The organism is Mesorhizobium sp. M0802 (assembly GCF_040320115.1).
Taxonomy (GTDB): domain Bacteria; phylum Pseudomonadota; class Alphaproteobacteria; order Rhizobiales; family Rhizobiaceae; genus Mesorhizobium.
This window is the reverse complement of record NZ_JAMYOY010000002.1, coordinates 249,913-269,317: the sequence shown is the minus strand read 5'-3', so window position 1 is coordinate 269,317 and position 19,405 is coordinate 249,913. Positions and strand designations below refer to the sequence as shown.

The following is a 19,405-nucleotide window of genomic DNA, read 5'->3' as shown; positions in this document are numbered from 1 at the left end:
ATGAACGATCGCACCTGCATCGTCACGCGCAAGCAAGCCGAGCCGGATGAGCTGATCCGTTTCGTCGTCGGCCCGGATTCGGCCGTCGTTCCTGACCTGAAGAGAAATCTGCCCGGCCGTGGTTGTTGGGTGAGCGCCGACCGCCTACATATCGACAAGGCGGCGGCGAAGAACCTGTTTGCCCGCGCCTTCAAGGCGCAGGTCGTCGTGCCGCCCGATCTCGGCGGCATGGTCGACGGACTGCTTGCACGATCCGCTTTGGGTATGCTTGGCCTTGCCCGCAAGGCTGGCTCGATCGCACTCGGCGCAACCAAGGTCGAGAGCGCGGTGCGCTCGGGGTTGGCGCTTTTCGTGCTCCACGCGACCGAGGCATCCGACGATGGCGTGCGCAAGATCAGTCAGGCGCGGCGGGCAACTGTCCACCTCGGCGGGCCTGCAGTCCTTGCCTACAAACTTTTCTCCGAGGCCGAGTTGAGCTTGGCATTGGGGGGTACAAATGTGATACATGCTGCCGTTCTCGCGGGAGACGCGGGCAAGGCGGTTGAGAGGCGCATGGTTGCGCTCGACCGATATCGGGGCGGAACCCCCGACGATCTGGCAATGCTTGCGGCCGTTGCTGACGAAGATGATGCTGCAGAGGATATGGAATGAGCGATACGAAATCGGGCGACGATAAGACGTTGAGTGTTACACCGAAGAAGACCTTGACGCTGAAGCGCCCCGGTACCGAGCAGAGCGTCGTGCGACAGAATTTCTCGCATGGCCGCACCAAGCAGGTCCAGGTCGAGATCAAGAAGCGCAAATTCTCCATGCCCGGCGACAAGCCGGAGCCGGTGGCTGCACCCGTATTTACGCCCAAGCCCGCGGTAGTGGCAGCCCCCGTCGTGCAGGAAGCGCCCAAGGCGCCGCCTCCGCCGCCCCCGGCCGAACGCGGCGGCATGGTGCTGAACGAACTGTCGCGCAATGAAATGGAAGCGCGCCGCAGGGCGCTCGAAGGCTCCAAGGTTCGCGACGTCGAGGACCGCCAACGCGCCATCGAAGAGGCCAAGCGCCGCAACGAGGATGAGGAACGCCGCAAGCGCGAGCGCGAGGAATCCGCGCGCCGTCAGGCCGAGGAAGAAGCCCGCCTGCAGACCGAGGCCGAGTCCCGCCGCCGCGCCGAGGAAGAAGCGCGCCGCCGCGCGCCGCAGGCTGCCGAGCTTGTGGCATCGGACGACGAGGAAGAGGTCAAGCCGAAGCGCACCGCCGCCGGCGCCCCGGTACGCCGTCCGGTTACGCCCGAAGTGGCGCGCCCGGCCAAGCCGACCAAGGCCGAGGAAGACCGTCGTCGCGGCAAGCTGACCCTCAACACGGCTCTTTCCGACGAGGACGCGCGCGCCCGCTCGCTGTCGTCGATGCGTCGCCGCCAGGAAAAATTCAAGCGCGCGATGCACAATGAGCCGCGCGAGAAGGTTATGCGCGAAGTGATCCTGCCTGAAACCATCACCATCCAGGAACTGGCGCAGCGCATGTCCGAGCGCGCCGTCGATGTGGTCAAGTACTTCATGAAGCAGGGCCAGATCCTGAAGCCGGGCGACATCATCGACGCCGACACGGCCGAGCTGGTCGCCACCGAATTCGGCCACACGGTCCGCCGCGTCGCCGAGTCCGACATCGAGGAAGGCCTGTTCAACATTGCCGACAATGCCGAGGACCTGGTGTCGCGGCCGCCTGTCGTGACCATCATGGGCCATGTCGACCACGGCAAGACCTCGCTGCTCGACGCCATCCGCAATGCCAATGTCGTCTCCGGCGAAGCCGGCGGCATCACCCAGCATATCGGCGCCTACCAGGTCGAGAAGAACGGGCAGAAGATCACCTTCATCGACACGCCCGGTCACGCCGCCTTCACGGCGATGCGCGCCCGTGGCGCTCAGGCAACCGACATCGCCATCCTGGTGGTGGCGGCCGACGACAGCGTCATGCCGCAGACCATCGAATCGATCAGCCATGCCAAGGCGGCCGGCGTTCCGATCATCGTGGCGATCAACAAGATCGACAAGCATGATGCCGATCCGCAGAAGGTGCGGTCCGAACTGCTGCGCCATGAGGTGTTCGTCGAATCGATGGGCGGTGAAGTGCTGGACGTCGAAGTGTCGGCGACCAAGGGCACCAACCTCGACAAGCTGTTGGAAGCGATCCTGCTGCAGGCCGAAATCCTCGACCTCAAGGCCAATCCGGACCGTACCGCCGAGGGCGTGGTCATCGAAGCCCAGCTGGACAAGGGCCGTGGCCCCGTCGCCACCGTACTGGTGCAGACCGGCACTTTGATGCCGGGCGACATCCTCGTCGCCGGCAACGAATGGGGCCGGGTGCGCGCGCTGGTCAATGACCGTGGCGAGCAGATCAAGGAGGCTCCGCCGGCAATGCCGGTCGAGGTGCTTGGCCTGCAGGGCACGCCGCAAGCCGGGGACCGCTTCGCTGTCGTCAACAACGAGGCCCGCGCCCGCGAGATCACCGAATATCGCCAGCGTCTGGCGCGCGAGAAGGCAGTGGCTCGCCATGCCGGCCAGCGCGGCTCGCTCGAACAGATGATGTCGCAGCTGCAGACAAGCGGGTTGAAGGAATTCCCGCTGGTCATCAAGGGCGACGTGCAGGGTTCGATCGAGGCGATCAACGCCGCTCTCGACAAGCTTGGCACCGACGAGGTGCGTGCGCGCATCGTTCATGCCGGCGCCGGCGCCATCACCGAAAGCGACGTGTCGCTGGCGGAGACCTCGGGGGCCGCGATCATCGGCTTCAACGTCCGTGCCAACGTGCAGGCACGTGCGGCCGCGGCGGCCGCGGGCATCGAAATCCGCTACTACTCGATCATCTACAACCTCGTCGATGATGTGAAGGCAGCACTTTCCGGCCTGCTGTCGCCGGAACGCCGAGAGACCTTCATTGGCAATGCCGAGATCCTCGAGATCTTCGACATCACCAAGGTCGGCAAGATCGCCGGCTGCCGTGTCACCGAAGGCAAGGTCGAGCGTGGAGCGGGCGTGCGCCTGATCCGCGACAACGTCGTCATCCATGAAGGTACGCTGAAGACCCTCAAGCGCTTCAAGGATGAAGTCGCGGAAGTTCCGGGCGGCCAGGAATGCGGCATGGCGTTCCAGAACTACGAGGACATGCGCGTCGGCGACATCATCGAGTGCTTCCGCGTCGAGATGGTGACCCGGACGCTCTGAGTTCGTATACTATCGATACGACCGGGCGGTGGTCGAAAGACCGCCGCCCTAACTTTAATGCCTGTCGCCAAAAGTGCGTAGCGGTTTTGGGACAACGACATGCATAGAACAAATATGAGACATGGCGGCACGGTCCCATCCCGCGCCTCACGCTTTCCGGATTGAGAAAAATGCCCCGTCCAACCGCCTCCAGCCCATCCCAGCGCATGCTTCGCGTCGCCGAACAGGTGCGCCATGCGCTGTCGGAAACCTTGCAGCGCGGCGAGATTATCGACCCGCTGATCGAGAACACCGTGGTTTCGGTCTCGGAAGTGCGCATGTCCACTGATCTGAGGGTCGCAACGGCCTTCGTTTCGCCGCTCGGCGCCAAGGACACGGGTGCGGTCATCGACGCGCTCAACAAGCATGCGAAGTTCGTCCGTGGCCGCGTCTCCGGCGCGCTCCGCCAGATGAAGTTCATGCCGGAGTTCCGCTTCAAGCTCGATACGTCCTTCGACAATTTCGCCAGGATCAACGATTTGCTGAAATCGCCCGAAGTCGCGCGAGACTTGGGTGCCGATGGCGAAGACAACGACAAGGACGAGAAATAGTGGGGCGCCGCGGCAAGAAGAAGGGACGGCCGATCTCCGGCTGGGTGGTGCTGGACAAGCCGGTTGGCATGGGTTCGACCGAAGCCGTCTCCAAGATCAAATGGCTTTTCCAGGCAGAAAAGGCCGGCCATGCCGGCACGCTCGACCCGCTGGCCTCCGGCATGCTGCCGATCGCGCTCGGCGAGGCAACCAAGACCGTGCCTTATGTGCAGGACGGCGCCAAAATCTACCGGTTCACCGTCGCCTGGGGCGAGGAGCGTTCGACCGACGATCTCGAAGGCCCGGTGACGCAAAGTTCCGACCGCCGTCCGGCGGAAAACGATGTCAGGGCGCTGCTGCCGAACTACACCGGCGTCATCATGCAGACACCGCCGCAATTCTCGGCCATCAAGATATCAGGCGAACGCGCCTACGATCTCGCCCGTGGGGGCGAGACAGTCGACATCCCCGCGCGCGAGATCGAGATCGGCCGTCTGGACATCGTCGAGCACGCTGCCGACCACACTTCGTTCGAGGTCGAATGCGGCAAAGGCACCTATGTGCGCTCGCTGGCCCGCGACATGGGCCGCGACCTCGGCTGCTTCGGCCACATCGCCGAATTGCGCAGGGTCGAGGTCGAGCCGTTCACCCAGGAGGATTTCGTCACCGTCGCCGAACTGGAAGCCGCCCGTTTCGGCGAACAGCGCGAAGCTGACAAAGAGGGCGACGCCGATGCCGCCGATCTGCCAATCGATTTCGGCGCCATCGATGCGCTGCTTGTCGACACGGCCGCCGCGCTCGACTGCCTGCCCCAGATCGCCATCAGCGACGAAGCGGCGACCAAGATCCGCCTTGGCAATCCCGTCATCATCCGCGGCCGCGACGCGCCCGTGGAAGCCGAGGAAGCCTGCGCCACCGCGCGCGGCAAGCTTGTCGCCATCGGCGCCATCGAGCAAGGCATGTTCAAGCCGAAGCGGGTCTTTGTCGGCTGACCACTCTCGTCTAGTCTTACGTCGACGTCACATCCGAGGGGCACATGGCAAAGGCTGAGGCGGTGAAGAAGCGGGCGCCGGTGACAACGCGCCGGCCGCCGGTTGGCGCCTCGCCCGGCACGCTGATCGCCGATCCGGCGGCGCGACGGTCCGAGCTGCGGCTGACGCTGATTTCGCCTGAAAAATTCAAGACCATCAACGATGCCAGCATCGACGATCTCAACACCCATTGCGACAATTGGCCGGTCGTCTGGCTGGACTGCACCGGTCTCGCCAACATCCAGCTGATCGAGGAGATCGGCCGGATCTTCAACCTGCATCCACTGGCTCTGGAAGATGTCGTCAACACCGGCCAGCGGCCGAAGGTCGACTTCTTCGAGGACCACGCCTTCGTCGTCATGCGCATGATCGACGACGTCAAGGTGCATCGCTATGAGCAGATCGCGGTGTTCTTCGGCAAGAAATTCGTCGTCACCTTCCAGGAGCGCGAAGGCGATCCGTTCGACCCCGTGCGCAAGCGCATCGCCGCAGCGTTGCCCAACCGCTTGCGGATGCGCGGCGCCGACTATCTGGCCTATGCGCTCATCGATTCCATCGTCGACAGCTATTTTCCGCCGATTGAGGCCGCTAGCGAGGAGGTCGATGGCATCGAGGACGAGATGCTCAACACGCCTCACAAGCATCAGATGCGCCAGCTGCACGAATTGCGGCGCGACGCCAATGTGCTCAAGGGCGTGCTGTGGCCGATGCGCGACGCGCTGGCGACGCTGATCCGCAACGACGTGCCCTATGTGAAGCCGGAGACGAAAATCTTCTTCAACGACACGCTCGACCACGCATTGCGGCTGATCGAGCTGGTCGAGAACCAGCGTGATATGCTGACCGGCTTGATCGAAATGCATTTGTCGCTGAGCCAGGCGCGCACCAACGACGTCATCTCTTATCTCACCATCGTCTCGGTGATCTTCATGCCGCTAACCTTCCTGGTCGGTATCTGGGGGATGAATTTCGATCCCGATATCTCGCCGTGGAACATGCCGGAACTGAAAGCCTACTATGGCTACCCGGCTTCGCTGCTGTTCATGCTGGCCGTTGCTGTCGGGCTGATCGTCTTCTTCAAAAGCAAGAAGTGGCTGTAAGGTTTCGGTGTCAGGGGAATCCTGGATTCCCGAGCAAAGAGCTGCGACAAGCCGGCTTTATGAATGGGCTGGTGTTTTCCGGGGAATTGCCCTATATGCGCCGCAGCATCGCGCCATGTCGCTTTGCTTGCACCGGCCCCTGCTGGACGACATCCCGGCTGAGGGCGACCCGTTTCCTCAAACAGATAAGGAAAAACACGATGTCGATTACTGCCGAGCGCAAACAGGAATTGATGGGTGAATTCGCAACCGCCAAGGGCGATACCGGGTCTCCGGAAGTCCAGGTGGCCATCCTTTCCGAGCGCATCAAGAACCTGACCGACCACTTCAAGGACCACAAAAAGGATAACCATTCCCGCCGTGGTCTGCTCGCTCTCGTCTCCCAGCGCCGCAGCCTGCTTGATTATCTCAAGCGCAAGGATGACGCGCGCTATCAGACGTTGATTGAGAAGCTCGGTCTGCGCCGTTGACGAATTGACCGGCGGGCTTTCGAAGGAGAGCCCGCCGGTCGCGCATTCTGCCAGTCGCACCGATTGGCCAGACCCGGTTTCGAGCGTGCAGAGGCCACTCGAAACCGCCCATGGACGGTCATGGGGCAGGATTGCAGGACGCTCGTGCGCTAACCAGCGCCGAAATCTACCCGAGCTTCCCGTTGTCTTGCCCGTGGCTGCCCGAGAAAGGAAGCCAGGGAAAGGGCATCCGCGCACCGTGAAACGGCGCTGCCCTTTCCGCTTATTAAGGACAAGATATGTTCAACTACCACAAAGTGGAAATCGAATGGGGCGGCCGTCCGCTCATCCTGGAAACCGGCAAGATCGCACGTCAGGCTGACGGCGCGGTGCTTGCGACCTATGGCGAAACCAAGGTTCTCGCCACCGTCGTTTCGATGAAGGAGCCGAAGCCAGGCCTCGATTTCTTCCCGCTGACCGTCAACTACCAGGAAAAGACCTACGCCGCCGGCAAGATCCCGGGCGGCTACTTCAAGCGCGAGGGACGTCCGAGCGAAAAGGAAACGCTGGTTTCCCGCCTGATCGACCGCCCGATCCGCCCGCTCTTCGCCGACGGCTACAAGAACGACACCCAGATCGTCGTCACCGTCGTCCAGCATGACCTCGAGAACGATCCCGATATCCTGTCGATCGTCGCCACCTCGGCCGCTTTGACGCTGTCGGGCGTTCCCTTCATGGGCCCGATCGGCGGCGCCCGAGTCGGCTACATCAACGGCGAATACGTGCTCAACCCGCATGTCGATGAGATGCAGGAATCCAGGCTCGACCTCATTGTCGCCGGCACCGCCGACGCCGTGCTGATGGTCGAGTCCGAAGCCAAGGAACTCGGCGAAGAGCTGATGCTCGGCGCCGTCATGTTCGGCCACAGGGGCTTCCAGCCGGTGATCGACGCCATCATCAAGCTGGCCGAAGTTGCCGCCAAGGAGCCGCGCGATTTCACAGCGCCGGACTACTCCGCGCTTGAAGCCGAAATGCTGAAGATCGTCGGCGACGAGCTCAGCAATGCCTACAAGAACGTCGATAAGCAGAAGCGTTACGCCGCCGTCGACGCCGTCAAGGCGAAGGTCAAGGCAGCGTTCGCTCCGGCCGAAGGCGAAGACGCCAAGTACACCTCCGAGCAGATCGGTTCGGTGTTCAAGGAACTCCAGGCCAAGGTCGTGCGCTGGAACATTCTCGACACCGGTTCGCGCATCGATGGCCGTGACCTCAAGACGGTCCGCAAGATCGTCTCGGAAGTCGGCGTCCTGCCGCGCACGCACGGTTCGGCGCTGTTCACCCGCGGCGAGACCCAGGCGCTGGTCGTTGCCACGCTGGGCACCGGCGAGGACGAGCAGTATGTCGATTCGCTGACCGGCATGTACAAGGAGAAGTTCCTCCTTCACTACAACTTCCCTCCCTACTCCGTCGGCGAGACCGGCCGCATGGGTTCGCCGGGCCGCCGCGAAATCGGCCACGGCAAGCTCGCCTGGCGCGCCATCCGTCCGATGCTGCCGAGCGCTGACCAGTTCCCCTACACGCTGCGCGTCGTCTCGGAGATCACCGAGTCCAACGGTTCGTCGTCGATGGCCACCGTTTGCGGCACATCGCTGGCACTGATGGATGCCGGCGTTCCGCTGGCCAAGCCGGTTGCTGGTATCGCGATGGGCCTGATCAAGGAAGGCGAGCGCTTCGCGGTTCTGTCCGACATCCTGGGTGACGAAGATCACCTCGGCGACATGGACTTCAAGGTTGCCGGTACCGAAGGCGGCATCACCTCGCTGCAGATGGACATCAAGATTGAGGGCATCACCGAGGAGATCATGAAGATCGCGCTGGACCAGGCCAAGGACGGCCGCCAGCATATCCTCAGCGAGATGGCGCATGCTCTGACCGGCGCCCGCCCCGAACTCGGTGAGTTCGCACCGCGCATCGAGGTTATGCACATCCCAACCGACAAGATCCGCGACGTGATCGGCTCCGGCGGCAAGGTTATCCGTGAGATCGTCGAGAAGACCGGCGCAAAGATCAACATCGAGGACGACGGCACGGTCAAGATCGCTTCGTCGAACGCCAAGGAGATCGAGGCGGCCAAGAAGTGGATCCATACCATCGTCGCCGAGCCGGAAGTCGGCGAAATCTACGAAGGCACGGTCGTCAAGACCGCCGACTTCGGCGCTTTCGTCAACTTCTTCGGTCCGCGTGACGGCCTCGTCCACATCTCGCAGCTTGCCAACGACCGGGTCGCCAAGACCTCGGACGTCGTCAAGGAAGGCGACAAGGTCTGGGTCAAGCTGATGGGCTTCGACGAGCGCGGCAAGGTCCGCCTGTCGATGAAGGTCGTCGACCAGGCCACCGGCAAGGAAATCGCCCGCGACAAGAAGACCGAAGGCGAAGAAAACGCCGCCTGAGTGGTCTGACAATAGAGTTGAACGGGCGCGGCTTATGTCGCGCCCGTTTTCGTTTAAGACCCGTCTACGACATGAGAATCGAAGGATGGCCGCTGAGCCGCTGAAGACACTGTTCCATCCCTTCGAGGCCGAGGGGCTCCCTCTGCCGCAAAAGGGCGAGCGTGTGTTGTTCCTGGGTGCGGAGCCCGGCTTCCGCTTGCCGGAAGGCTTCGAGGCAGAGCTCCATCTTGCACAGGGTTTCCGGCCGCATCTCCGAGCGCTGGAGCGTGCCGGTCACAAGGTAACGCCCCGCTCGGAAGGCGATGCATTCGATGCAGCGCTCGTGCTTGCCGGCCGCCATCGTGGGCTAAACGAGATGCGTATTGCCGAGGCGATCGAACGCGTCACGCCGGGCGGTCTGATCATTGTCGCCGGCGGTAAGGACGAAGGCATCGCCAGCCTGCGCAAGCGCATCGACGAGCTTGTCCCCATCGAAGGGCATCTGCCGAAATATCACGGCATCGCCTTCTGGCTTCGCCGTCCGGTCGATCTGGCGCCTGCGGAAAAACTGCGCGTCGCCAATCCTGCCTTGGTCGTAGAGGACCGCTTCCGCACTGCGCCGGGCATGTTCTCCTTCGACCGGATCGACGCCGGCTCGAAACTTCTGGTCGACAACCTGCCCAAAGACCTGCGCGGCAACATTGCTGATTTCTGCGCCGGCTGGGGTTATGTCGCCGCCGAGGTCGCGGCACGTTCATCCGGTATAACGGGGCTCGACCTTTACGAAGCGGATTTCGACGCGCTTGAGGCGGCCAAGGGCAATATCGGCCAGACAGGCTTCGAGCCCGGCTTCTTTTGGACCGATCTGCTGAGCGAGCCGGTCGAGCGGCGCTATGATGCCATCGTCATGAACCCGCCCTTCCATCGCAGCCGGGCGGCCGAGCCGGAAATCGGCGCCGGCATGATCCAGGCGGCGGGCAAGGCGCTGAAGCCGGGCGGGCGGCTGTTCATGGTGGCGAACCGTCAGCTGCCTTACGAACCGGTTCTGAAGGCCGTCTTCTCCAGCCATGCCGAGCTCGCCCGCGACGGCATGTTCAAGGTTTTCTCCGCGCGCCGATAGGACGGTGCCGGTCGCCTCAATGCATGCTGACGATGCGCGCCGGCTCGTGGACGGGAATGGTCGGTCTGATATCGCCAGGCTTGATCTTGAGCGGCGCCGGCCTGCCGAACAGATAGCCCTGCACCATCTCGCAACCAGCTGCTCGCAAAAGCGTCGCCTGGTTCTCGGTCTCGACGCCTTCGGCGATGATGCCGACGCCGAGCGCCCGCGACAGGCCGACGATGGTAGAGACGACGGCGCCCGAATTCGAATCGGTGTCGATGCGGCTGACGAAGGAGCGGTCGATCTTCAGCTTGCCGAAGGCGAAGTCGATCAGGTAGCTGAGATTGGAATAGCCGGTGCCGAAATCGTCGACGGCCACCGAAATGCCCATGTCGGCAAGCTGCTGCAGGATGGTGGCGGCGCGGTCGCGGTCCTGCATCATCGCCGTCTCGGTCACTTCGAGCTCCAGCCGCGACGGCTTGATGCCGGTGCTGGCCATCGTATCGCGCACGATGCCGACGAAATCCTTGGTCATGAACTGGACCGGCGAGATGTTGACGGCAACGAAGCAGTCCTCGGGCAAATGACGGGCATCGCTGCAGGCCTTGTTCAGCACCCAATTGCCGATCGGGTGGATCATGCCGGTCTCTTCGGCGATCGGAATGAATTCCATCGGCGGGATCATGCCGCGTTCCGGGTGCTTCCAGCGGATCAGCGCCTCGTAGCCGACGATACGGCCGGTCGGCAGGTCGAGCTGCGGCTGGTAGTGAAGGTCGAAATCGCCACGGACGAAGGCGATGTGCAGTTCGGATTCGATCCAGTGGCGGTAGTCGGCGACCTGGCCCATGTCGGAATGGAAGACCGACCAGTTGCCCACGCCGCCGGCGCGGGCATTCTGCAGCGCCAGGTTGGAGCGGCGCAGGATGAGGACCGGATCGACGCCATCCTTTGGCATCGCCACGATGCCGACCGACAGGCCGACCGACTGCAGGTGGGAATCGAGCTGGTACGGCTTCAGCATCTCCTCGATCATGGTTTCGACGGTGCTTTCCATGGACCTTTGGAGTTGGTGTTCCCAGACAAGGATAGCGAACTCGCCGGCGCCGATGCGCCCCATCACCGCGCCTTCGGGCATGCAGGCCTTCAACCGCTTGGTGAAGCCGCGGATCAGTTCGTCGCCATGGCTGTAGCCGATGGCGTCGTTGATCTGCTTGAAGCGGTCGATGTCGATGTCGATGAGGAACACCGGCTCACCGGTCCTGATCGTCGCGGACGCCGCGTCGGCAATCCTGCCGACCATCGCCGGCCGCGCAAAAAGCCCGGTCAGCTTGTCAAAATGGGTTTCGTTGAAAACGTAGTCCACCGATTCATCGACGCCGGCGAAGAAGGACAAGGCAGCACCGGCGGCGGCCAGCGCGCATAGCGCCGACGCGATGCCGATCATGGTTTCCGCCTGCATGCCGGCAAAGCCGTCCCCGAAACCATGCCGGAGGCCCCAAAGCCCAAGGATGAAACTGCCAAGGCCCGAACTGGCGACGGTGAGCAGCCGGAACACAGGTGTTCGCTTCGGGTTGCTGACAGCAGGCATTGCTCAGTCCCTGTCGCATGATCCCGAAATCAACTCGACTTTCGGAAATATCAAGCGCAAATTCATAAAGGCTAAAGCATCCTTTGCGCCCAGCAAGAACGCGCAGAGCCCAAGCCCATAAGACTTCTAGCGGATATCTCCTTAAAATGAGTTTCCGCCGATGCATCTAATTTTACTGGTGAGTTAATCGCGTACGCTGTCGGTCTGCTTCAACTCATCCAGGGTTGGCATCGACACGATGTGATAGCCGGAATCCACATAATGGATTTCGCCGGTGACGCCTGACGAGAGGTCGGACAAAAGATAGAGCGCCGAGCCGCCGACCTCGTCGATGGTCACCGTGCGGCGCAGCGGCGAGTTGCGCTGCTGGTAGGAGTACATGTGGCGGGCGTCCGAGATTCCGGCGCCGGCCAAAGTACGCACCGGTCCCGCCGATATGCCGTTCACCCGGATGCCGCGCGGGCCATAATCGTTGGCGAGATAGCGCACGCTGGCTTCCAGCCCGGCCTTGGCGACGCCCATGACGTTGTAGTTCGGCATGACGCGGACAGAGCCGGCATAGGTCAGCGTGATCATCGCGCCGCCTTCGCTCATCAGCGGGGCGGCATGGCGGGCGACCTCGGTGAAGGAGTAGCAGGAGATGACCATGGTGCGGACGAAATTGTCGCGGCTGGTGTCGGCGTAGAGCCCTTTGAGCTCGTTCTTGTCGGAAAAGCCGATGGCGTGGACGACGAAGTCGAGCCCGCCCCATTCCTTGCCGAGCGTCTCGAAGGTGGCGGCGACCGATGCGCTGTCCTCGACGTCGCACGGCACCACCAGTGACGCCCCAAGTTTCTCGGCAAGCGGCTTGACGCGGCGCCCGAAGGCGTCGCCCTGATAGGTGAAGGCAAGCTCCGCCCCGTGTTCGGACAATTTCCTGGCGATGCCCCAGGCGATCGAATGATCGTTGGCGACGCCCATGACAAGCCCGCGCTTGCCCTTCATCAGTCCGTCCATGGCCGGCAATCCCCCTACAATAAAACGCTGGCCTTATGCGGAATAGCGCTGGAAAATCAGCGTTGCGTTGGTGCCACCGAAGCCGAACGAGTTGGACAAAACCGTGTCGATCCTGGCGTCGTCGATGCGCTTGCGCACGATCGGCATGCCCTCGAATTCGGGATCGAGGTTTTCGATATGGGCGCTCTCGCCGATGAAGCTGCCTTGCATCATCAGGATCGAGTAGATCGATTCCTGTACGCCGGCGGCACCAAGGGAATGGCCGGTCAGCGACTTGGTCGAGGTGATGAACGGCATCGTGTCGCCGAACACCTCTCGGATGGCGCCCATTTCCCGGGAATCGCCGACCGGCGTCGAGGTGCCGTGGGTGTTGATGTAGTCGACCGGCGCGGACACCGTCGCCAGAGCCTGGCGCATGCAGCGCACCGCGCCTTCGCCCGACGGCGCCACCATGTCGTAACCGTCCGACGTCGCGCCATAGCCGACGATCTCAGCGTAGATCTTGGCGCCGCGCGCCTTGGCGTGTTCGAGCTCCTCCAGGATGAGGACGCCCGCGCCGCCCGCGATGACGAAGCCATCGCGATTGGCGTCATACGCGCGGGAAGCTGTTGACGCCTTGTCGTTATACTTCGACGACATCGCCCCCATGGCATCGAACAGGTCCGACATCGTCCAGTCGAGGTCCTCATGGCCGCCGGCAAACATCACATCCTGCTTGCCCCACTGGATCAGTTCGTAGGCGTTGCCGATGCAATGCGCCGAGGTCGAGCAGGCCGACGAGATCGAATAGTTGACGCCGTGGATCTTGAACCAGGTGGCGAGCGTCGCCGACGCGGTCGACGACATCGCCTTCGGCACCGCGAACGGACCGATGCGCTTGGGGCTGTTGTTCTTGAGCGTGGTCTCGGCCGCCTCGACGATGGTGCGGGTCGAGGGGCCACCCGAGCCCATGACAATGCCGGTGCGCTCATTGGTGATGTCGCTTTCGCCAAGCCCGGCGTCGGCGATCGCCTGGTCCATCGCGACATGGTTCCAGGCCGCGCCCTGGCTCAGGAAGCGCATGGCGCGCCGGTCGATTATAGGGGTCGGGTCGAGCGTCGGCGCGCCCCAGACCTGGCAGCGGAAGCCGTGTTCGGCGAAGGAATCGGAGAAGCTGATGCCTGATTTGGCATCGTGGAGCGAGGATTGCACCTCGTTGGCGTTGTTGCCGATCGACGATACGATGCCGAGGCCTGTGACGACGACCCTTCTCATTCGCAACTCCTTCCAGCGGATGATCCCGAAACCCTAGTCGGTTTTCGCCGGCGATCATACGCAAAACCAAAATGCCGCAGCGTCGTTGCGCGTCCGGGAACGCCCTGCTGCAGTGGCGCCGGTCAGGCGGCCGATTGCTTGGACAGCCCCACTTTGAGGTCTGTCGCCGCGTATATGGGTTCGCCGTCGGCTTTAAGCCAGCCATCGGCGATGCCGAGAACCAGGCGTCCGCGCATGACGCGCTTGAAATCGATGCCGTATTCCACTTTCTTGACCGAAGGCGTCACCATCCCCTTGAACTTCACTTCGCCGGTCGACAGCGCCATGCCCTTGCCCGGCTCGCCGAGCCAGCCGAGGTAGAAACCCGTCAATTGCCACATGGCGTCGAGGCCCAGGCACCCCGGCATGATCGGATTGCCGATGAAATGGCAGGCGAAAAACCACAGGTCCGGCTTGATGTCGAATTCGGCGCGGATGAAGCCCTTGTCGTGGGCGCCGCCGGTCTCGCTGATCTCGGTGATGCGGTCGAACATCAGCATCGGCGGATAGGGCAGCTGGGCGTTGCCGGGCCCAAACAGCTCGCCGCGGGCGCAGGCAAGCAATTCCTCATAACCGTAGCTGGATTTCGAACCCGCCATATGTCTCGTCCCCATAATGTCCCGGGCGGTGGGGCGCCCTTGTCGTTGGTTTCCTAACACAATCCCTTTCGGTCCGGAAACCGGCGTTTGCGCTTAACCCGCCCGTCTGCCCGGGTCAATGCGCGCTCTCGCATCGGCCCGAAATCGATCTCGATTCCGGAAAGCACGATGCGACGCCAAAAAGCGATAGAGCGCACTTAGTGCGTCCAACTGGACGCACGTCGCTCTATTGATCGTATTCCGCCAACAGAATATATGTCGGGAGGTATCCAGTTTCGGTTGATGACGTTTTTTCGCCACTCTGGGCGTGTCTTGAGGCAGAACTGTGGGCTTGGACGGATAGATGGATCTGGGCGGCCGGAAAGAAAATGTCGCTGTGGACAAGCGGGTTCGCGAAGCCGGCCTTAGGCCGACACGCCAACGCATTGCGCTGGCCGATCTGCTGTTTGCCAAGGGCGACCGCCACCTTTCGGCCGAGGAACTGCATGAAGAGGCGGTCGCCGCCGGCGTGCCGGTCTCGCTCGCCACCGTCTACAACGCGCTTCACCAGTTCACCCAGGCCGGCCTGCTGCGCATCCTGGCGGTCGAGGGGTCCAAGACCTATTTCGACACCAACACCTCCGATCACCATCATTTTTACATCGAAGGCGAAAACAGGATCTTCGATATAGAAAGCGGTCCGGTGACCGTCTCCAACCTGCCGGAGCCACCCGCAGGCATGGAGATCGCCAATGTCGACATCGTGGTGAGGCTGCGCCCGAAGCGCAGCGTTTAAGCCCCAACCCGTGAAACCTGTCGATTTTGCAATCCGGCTCGAATGGGTTGCGGTCGCGGTCGTGGCTATAGTCGCCTATGCCGTGTCAGGCGTTTCCTGGTGGCTGTTCGCCCTGCTTATTCTGGCGCCCGACCTGTCGATGCTGGGCTATCTCGCCGGGGCACGGATCGGCGCTGTCGCTTACAACGCGTTGCACATCCTGATCGTCCCGCTGTTGCTGGCCCTCGCCGGATATGTTCTGGCCAATTCGACGGCGACCGCGATTGGTCTGATCTGGATCATCCACATCGCCGTCGACCGCGCGCTCGGCTACGGTCTCAAACTGTCGACCGGTTTTCAGGACACCCATCTCGGCCGTATCGGCCGTTAGGCCTCCAGCAATCTCAATTCTTGACGTGCTCGCCGGGATAGGCGCCCCACACCTGCGACTGGGCGATCCAGCCGGTGTGGCCGTCGAAGGTCATTTCGCACCACTGGCCATCGCAGGTTTTGATCGTGCCCGTAACGCCCGGCTCGATGATGGCGATGACGCTGGCGTCCTTATCGGCATCGTCGAGCAGATTGATTCGGCCACCTTTGGTGCGTTGCCAAGGGGCGACGATCGCGGTCCGGCGGCCGGACAGCAGCGACTGGTTGATCCAACCCTCCGAGCCATCGGCATCGCGCACCCGCCGCCAGGTATCGAATTCCTGGATGATTTCCATCGGCAGGCCGGCCTTTGTGTACATCCAGTCGACGGAATAGTTGGCGCCGGGGCCAACGCGCGAGTTGACGCGAGCCGATTTCAGGCTGACGAAACGCGGCAGCGGCAGGCCGCTCGGCCCGAGCGTGACCGTCTGCACAGGTGCGGCGGCACCTTGCGCCGCGGCTTGCGGGGAATGCAGGAGAGCGCCGAGAAGCGCTGCGCTGAGGATCAGGCGAAGCGACGCGAAACCAGACACTTTCATTCCTTTCGGCGCGTGCCCTTTGGTCCGGGCGCCCCTTTTTCTTTGTCTTCGGCGGCACCGCTTGTTACAGGAGTGGCAGGCACCGCGACCGGTATTCAGTTTCGCCTGTCTTGGTTAAAGAGGTCTCAACGAGATCGGGTTCGAGGAAACAATGGCAGGCAAAAAACGGCCTCTCGTCGTCATCACGCGCAAGCTGCCCGATCCGGTCGAGACCCGCATGCGCGAACTCTTCGACGCCAGGCTGAATGTCGAGGACCGCCCGATGACGCAGCCGGAGCTGGTCGCGGCGATCAAGGAAGCCGATGTGCTGGTGCCGACCATCACCGACCAGATCGATGCGGCGCTGATTGCCCAGGCCGGCGACAATCTCAAGCTGATCGCCAATTTCGGAAATGGCGTCGACAAGATCGATGTGGCGGCGGCGGCCAGGAAAGGCATTACCGTCACCAACACGCCGAACGTGCTGACCGAGGATACGGCCGACATGACCATGGCGCTGATGCTGGCCGGCCCGCGGCGGCTGGCCGAAGGCGCCAATGTGCTCACCAGCGACAAGAAATGGGCCGGTTGGTCGCCGACCTGGATGCTCGGCCGGCGCATCTGGGGCAAGCGCCTCGGCATTGTCGGCATGGGCCGCATCGGCACCGCTGTTGCCAGGCGCGCCAAGGCTTTCGGCCTGTCGATCCACTACCATAACCGCCATCGCGTGCTGCCGGCGGTCGAGGAAGGGCTTGAGGCGACCTACTGGGAAAGCCTCGACCAGATGCTTGCCCGCATGGACATCATCTCGGTCAATTGCCCGTCGACGCCGGCGACCTTTCATCTGCTTTCGGCGCGGCGCCTGGCTCTGCTTCAGCCCACCGCCTATGTGGTCAACACCGCGCGTGGCGACATCATCGACGAGGAAGCGCTGGTCAAGCTGATCCAGGACGGCAAGATCGCCGGCGCCGGCCTCGACGTCTACGAGCACGAACCGGCGCTGAACTCGAAACTGCTGAAGCTTGCCGCGAAGAACAAGGTCGTGCTTTTGCCGCATATGGGTTCGGCGACGATCGAGGGCCGCATCGACATGGGCGAGAAGGTGATCATCAACATCCGCGCCTTCTTCGACGGCCACCGGCCGCCGGACCGCGTGCTGCCGCTACGGACTTGAAGCGGGCCGCGTTCAGGATGCGGTTGTGAGGGCGCCATCCGCCGCGACACTCACACGCTTGCCGCGATAGGCCTCAAAATCGTCGCGCTCGAGCCTGAGCGCTACCGGCGTCGGCCAGCCCATTTCCCTGGCCACGATCAAGCCAAGCAGCAGGATCGCGTCCGGCTCGTGCAGCACGAGTGCCGTCGGCGCATGGCCATTGTGGACGAGTTCCATCAGCACGGCTGACGCTGAGGACGAGCCGATCGTGCCGGGCAGGAACAGCACACGCCCGGAAATGGTCTCGCCATGATGCGGGTGACGGACATCGGCGATGCGGCCGCTCTTCGGATCGACGCCACCCCAGAAGCTGATTGGCGCGGTCAGCACCAAGGCCAGCCCTTCGCCTCCGCTGCCCGGCACCAGTATGTCGGCTGCAGCATTCATGCGGCGATGTCCGTAAACCTGGGCTTACCGGCAACCGCGCTTTCCACGCAGTCGGCCAGCGAGCCGTAAAGCACGGCGTAACCGGTATTGCCCGGCGCGTAGTGCGCGAATTTTCCCGAATTGGTCATCAGCACGCCGCCGGCCAGATCCGGCAGGATCGGCGTCACCACCACGCAGGTGTCGGCGACGATGATGACGCCGCTGGCTTCGAGCATCTTGCGCTTGCCGTTCTGCTCCAGCCTGGTGAGCACGTGGCGGCCGGTGCAGGCGTAAATCGGCACGCTGAGCCGCCGCCCGCCAATCAGCCGCTCAAGTGCATCGAATTCGGCCAAAGACAGATGCGGACTGCCGATCGCCACGGCATCGATGGCGGTCTGCGTGGCTGCGGTGGACAGGCCGGCGCGGGCCTTCATGGCCATCTCCGGCGTTACGCGGATCATCGTTTCCGGCCTGCCGCCCACCAGGATGGTCTCGGCGTCGGGCGCCTCGGGCGTCACGCCGGCAATGTGGAACAGGCCGACGGCGCCCGACGATGCCGCAGCCGCGCCGAAGGCCTTCAGCGCATCCTCGCCGGGATGGCTGAATATGCCGGTGACGACGCCGATCGCATTGCCGACCTCACGGCCGTAGAGGTTGCCCAGCACCGGCCAGGCGATCTCGGAGCCAAGGAACGAGGCGGATAGGCCGGACACATCGAACACCAGCCGTGCCTGCCGGTTCTCGGGGCGATGCAGGCCGTAATCCGGCGCGCGGCCCGATATGGCGCAGGCGATGTCGAGGAAGTCGCCATAGCGGTTGGTGCGTGCCCCCAGAACCGAATTGCAGAACACCACCGCGTTGGATTCACCCCAGGCGACATCGCTGCCAAGCGCCGGCCTGTGGCCGGCCTGATAGGGCGCGCAGGTCCAGCTCTGCTCGCAGCCCAGTTTGCGGTAGGCCTCCATCATTCGTCGCGCCATGCCGCGCGCCGGCTCTTCGAGGCGCACGCGCGAGCAGCCCATCAGGTCGAGCGCGCCGACATTGAGCGTCGAGCGCACCGCGACCCTGGCGCCGCTATCGACCAGCCTTTCGGCAAACAGCGTGCCGGAATCGCCGTGATAGAGCGCGCCGTCTATATGCGTCGAGGCGATCGGGATAAGTCGCGGCGCGCCGAGCAGCGCAGCGCTTTCGGCAACGATGCGCATCGCCATCGCCGCCCCGTCATGGCCGGAGGCGACTGTCTGCTCCTGTGAGCTGAGTGCAAGGCTCACGCCAACTCCTTGCGCAAGGTGATCGAGGTCGGCCGGTCATAGCCGTCATGCGCGGTGCGTTCAGTCTCGCGAAAGCCGAGACCGGCAAAGGTTGCATGATTTACGGTCAGTTCGATTCGCGTCTGCAGTTCGATGGCCGGTTTGTTCCGGCTGCGGGCGAGAAATTCGACAGCCTGCATCAGCCGCCTGCCGATGCCTTGCCCTTGAAGCTCAGGTTCGACGGCGAGCTTGCCGATGTAGAAATCATCGGCTCTCTCCAGCGCGAAAACGCAGCCGGCGATCCTGTCATCCTGCAGGGCCAGCAACACGGTCTCTCGGCCAGCCTTGTCCCTGAGGTTTCCGGCGTTCAGCAGATGTGCCGAGGAGGGCGGGTCGATGACGCCGTCCATCGGTGCAAAGGCGCGCATGATCAGGCTGAGCAGTTCGTCCCAGCGCTCGAAATCGGAGGCAAGCTGCGTAACAAGGACGCTGGTGGACTGATCCATAAGC

The 19,405-nt window shown here is 63.1% G+C and carries 19 protein-coding genes; 11 read left to right on the top strand and 8 right to left on the bottom strand.

All coding sequences use genetic code 11. The features are described from left to right. The 8 genes from NKI10_RS04525 to NKI10_RS04490 all read left to right on the top strand — a co-directional run bounded on the left by NKI10_RS04525 (position 1) and on the right by NKI10_RS04490 (position 9,907). Complete coding sequence (locus tag NKI10_RS04525) at positions 1–651, top strand: RNA-binding protein (RefSeq protein ID WP_023669556.1); 651 nt, start codon at positions 1–3, stop codon at positions 649–651. Continuing rightward, a complete protein-coding gene (gene infB / locus NKI10_RS04520; protein ID WP_023669557.1) occupies positions 648–3,212 on the top strand; it encodes a translation initiation factor IF-2 in 2,565 nt (854 codons plus the stop codon). Before NKI10_RS04525 ends, infB begins: the two co-directional genes overlap by 4 nt. A gap of 170 nt (positions 3,213–3,382) precedes the next feature. Next, positions 3,383–3,802, top strand: a complete 420-nt coding sequence (rbfA, locus tag NKI10_RS04515) for a 30S ribosome-binding factor RbfA (protein ID WP_023669558.1) — start codon at positions 3,383–3,385, stop codon at positions 3,800–3,802. After that, on the top strand, positions 3,802–4,773 hold the full coding sequence (gene truB, locus NKI10_RS04510) for a tRNA pseudouridine(55) synthase TruB (protein WP_352858863.1): 972 nt from the start codon (positions 3,802–3,804) through the stop codon (positions 4,771–4,773). The genes rbfA and truB overlap by 1 nt, the downstream gene beginning before the upstream one ends. 44 nt (positions 4,774–4,817) lie before the next feature. Continuing rightward, the gene (gene corA / locus NKI10_RS04505) at positions 4,818–5,912 is read left to right on the top strand and encodes a magnesium/cobalt transporter CorA (protein WP_023818823.1); all 1,095 of its coding nucleotides are present in this window, start codon (positions 4,818–4,820) and stop codon (positions 5,910–5,912) included. Between the two features lie 95 nt (positions 5,913–6,007). Further along, on the top strand, positions 6,008–6,382 hold the full coding sequence (gene rpsO, locus NKI10_RS04500; RefSeq protein WP_280790898.1) for a 30S ribosomal protein S15: 375 nt from the start codon (positions 6,008–6,010) through the stop codon (positions 6,380–6,382). Between the two features lie 278 nt (positions 6,383–6,660). Continuing rightward, positions 6,661–8,808, top strand: coding sequence for a polyribonucleotide nucleotidyltransferase (gene pnp, locus NKI10_RS04495; protein ID WP_352510973.1), 2,148 nt, complete (start codon positions 6,661–6,663; stop codon positions 8,806–8,808). A gap of 85 nt (positions 8,809–8,893) precedes the next feature. Next, on the top strand, positions 8,894–9,907 hold the full coding sequence (locus NKI10_RS04490; RefSeq protein ID WP_023715304.1) for a class I SAM-dependent methyltransferase: 1,014 nt from the start codon (positions 8,894–8,896) through the stop codon (positions 9,905–9,907). A gap of 16 nt (positions 9,908–9,923) precedes the next feature. Here NKI10_RS04490 and NKI10_RS04485 read toward each other — a convergent pair whose 3' ends face one another. From NKI10_RS04485 to fabA, 4 genes are all read right to left on the bottom strand, one after another. Then, a complete protein-coding gene (locus NKI10_RS04485) occupies positions 9,924–11,477 on the bottom strand; it encodes a putative bifunctional diguanylate cyclase/phosphodiesterase (protein ID WP_023669563.1) in 1,554 nt (517 codons plus the stop codon). Positions 11,478–11,660: 183 nt separating this feature from the next. Further along, positions 11,661–12,473 (bottom strand): enoyl-ACP reductase FabI, encoded by an 813-nt coding sequence (gene fabI, locus NKI10_RS04480; RefSeq protein WP_023669564.1) that lies wholly within the window; start codon positions 12,471–12,473, stop codon positions 11,661–11,663. A 33-nt stretch (positions 12,474–12,506) separates the two neighbouring features. Continuing rightward, complete coding sequence (gene fabB / locus NKI10_RS04475) at positions 12,507–13,727, bottom strand: beta-ketoacyl-ACP synthase I (protein ID WP_352858859.1); 1,221 nt, start codon at positions 13,725–13,727, stop codon at positions 12,507–12,509. Positions 13,728–13,849: 122 nt separating this feature from the next. Next, positions 13,850–14,365 carry a 3-hydroxyacyl-[acyl-carrier-protein] dehydratase FabA gene (gene fabA, locus NKI10_RS04470; protein ID WP_023669566.1) on the bottom strand — a complete coding sequence of 172 codons (516 nt, stop codon included), beginning with the start codon at positions 14,363–14,365 and terminating at the stop codon, positions 13,850–13,852. A 343-nt stretch (positions 14,366–14,708) separates the two neighbouring features. Between fabA and irrA the strand changes: the two genes are divergently transcribed. Beyond that, entirely contained in the window at positions 14,709–15,140 is a 432-nt protein-coding gene (irrA, locus tag NKI10_RS04465; RefSeq protein ID WP_031193300.1) for an iron response transcriptional regulator IrrA, read from the top strand. 10 nt (positions 15,141–15,150) lie between these two features. Further along, on the top strand, positions 15,151–15,510 hold the full coding sequence (locus tag NKI10_RS04460) for a DUF4260 domain-containing protein (protein ID WP_352858856.1): 360 nt from the start codon (positions 15,151–15,153) through the stop codon (positions 15,508–15,510). Between the two features lie 13 nt (positions 15,511–15,523). Here the strand turns inward: NKI10_RS04460 and NKI10_RS04455 are convergent, their stop codons facing one another. Beyond that, positions 15,524–16,081, bottom strand: coding sequence for an SH3 domain-containing protein (locus NKI10_RS04455; protein ID WP_023669569.1), 558 nt, complete (start codon positions 16,079–16,081; stop codon positions 15,524–15,526). A gap of 157 nt (positions 16,082–16,238) precedes the next feature. Between NKI10_RS04455 and NKI10_RS04450 the strand changes: the two genes are divergently transcribed. Beyond that, positions 16,239–17,240 (top strand): 2-hydroxyacid dehydrogenase, encoded by a 1,002-nt coding sequence (locus tag NKI10_RS04450; RefSeq protein ID WP_023669570.1) that lies wholly within the window; start codon positions 16,239–16,241, stop codon positions 17,238–17,240. A 12-nt stretch (positions 17,241–17,252) separates the two neighbouring features. Here the strand turns inward: NKI10_RS04450 and NKI10_RS04445 are convergent, their stop codons facing one another. The 3 genes from NKI10_RS04445 to NKI10_RS04435 are packed head-to-tail and all read right to left on the bottom strand — an operon-like array spanning position 17,253 to position 19,401. Next, entirely contained in the window at positions 17,253–17,666 is a 414-nt protein-coding gene (locus tag NKI10_RS04445; RefSeq protein ID WP_023669571.1) for an aconitase X swivel domain-containing protein, read from the bottom strand. After that, the gene (locus tag NKI10_RS04440) at positions 17,663–18,916 is read right to left on the bottom strand and encodes an aconitase X (RefSeq protein ID WP_023736145.1); all 1,254 of its coding nucleotides are present in this window, start codon (positions 18,914–18,916) and stop codon (positions 17,663–17,665) included. Before NKI10_RS04440 ends, NKI10_RS04445 begins: the two co-directional genes overlap by 4 nt. After that, the gene (locus NKI10_RS04435; RefSeq protein WP_023699472.1) at positions 18,913–19,401 is read right to left on the bottom strand and encodes a GNAT family N-acetyltransferase; all 489 of its coding nucleotides are present in this window, start codon (positions 19,399–19,401) and stop codon (positions 18,913–18,915) included. The genes NKI10_RS04440 and NKI10_RS04435 overlap by 4 nt, the downstream gene beginning before the upstream one ends. Positions 19,402–19,405 lie beyond the last annotated feature (4 nt).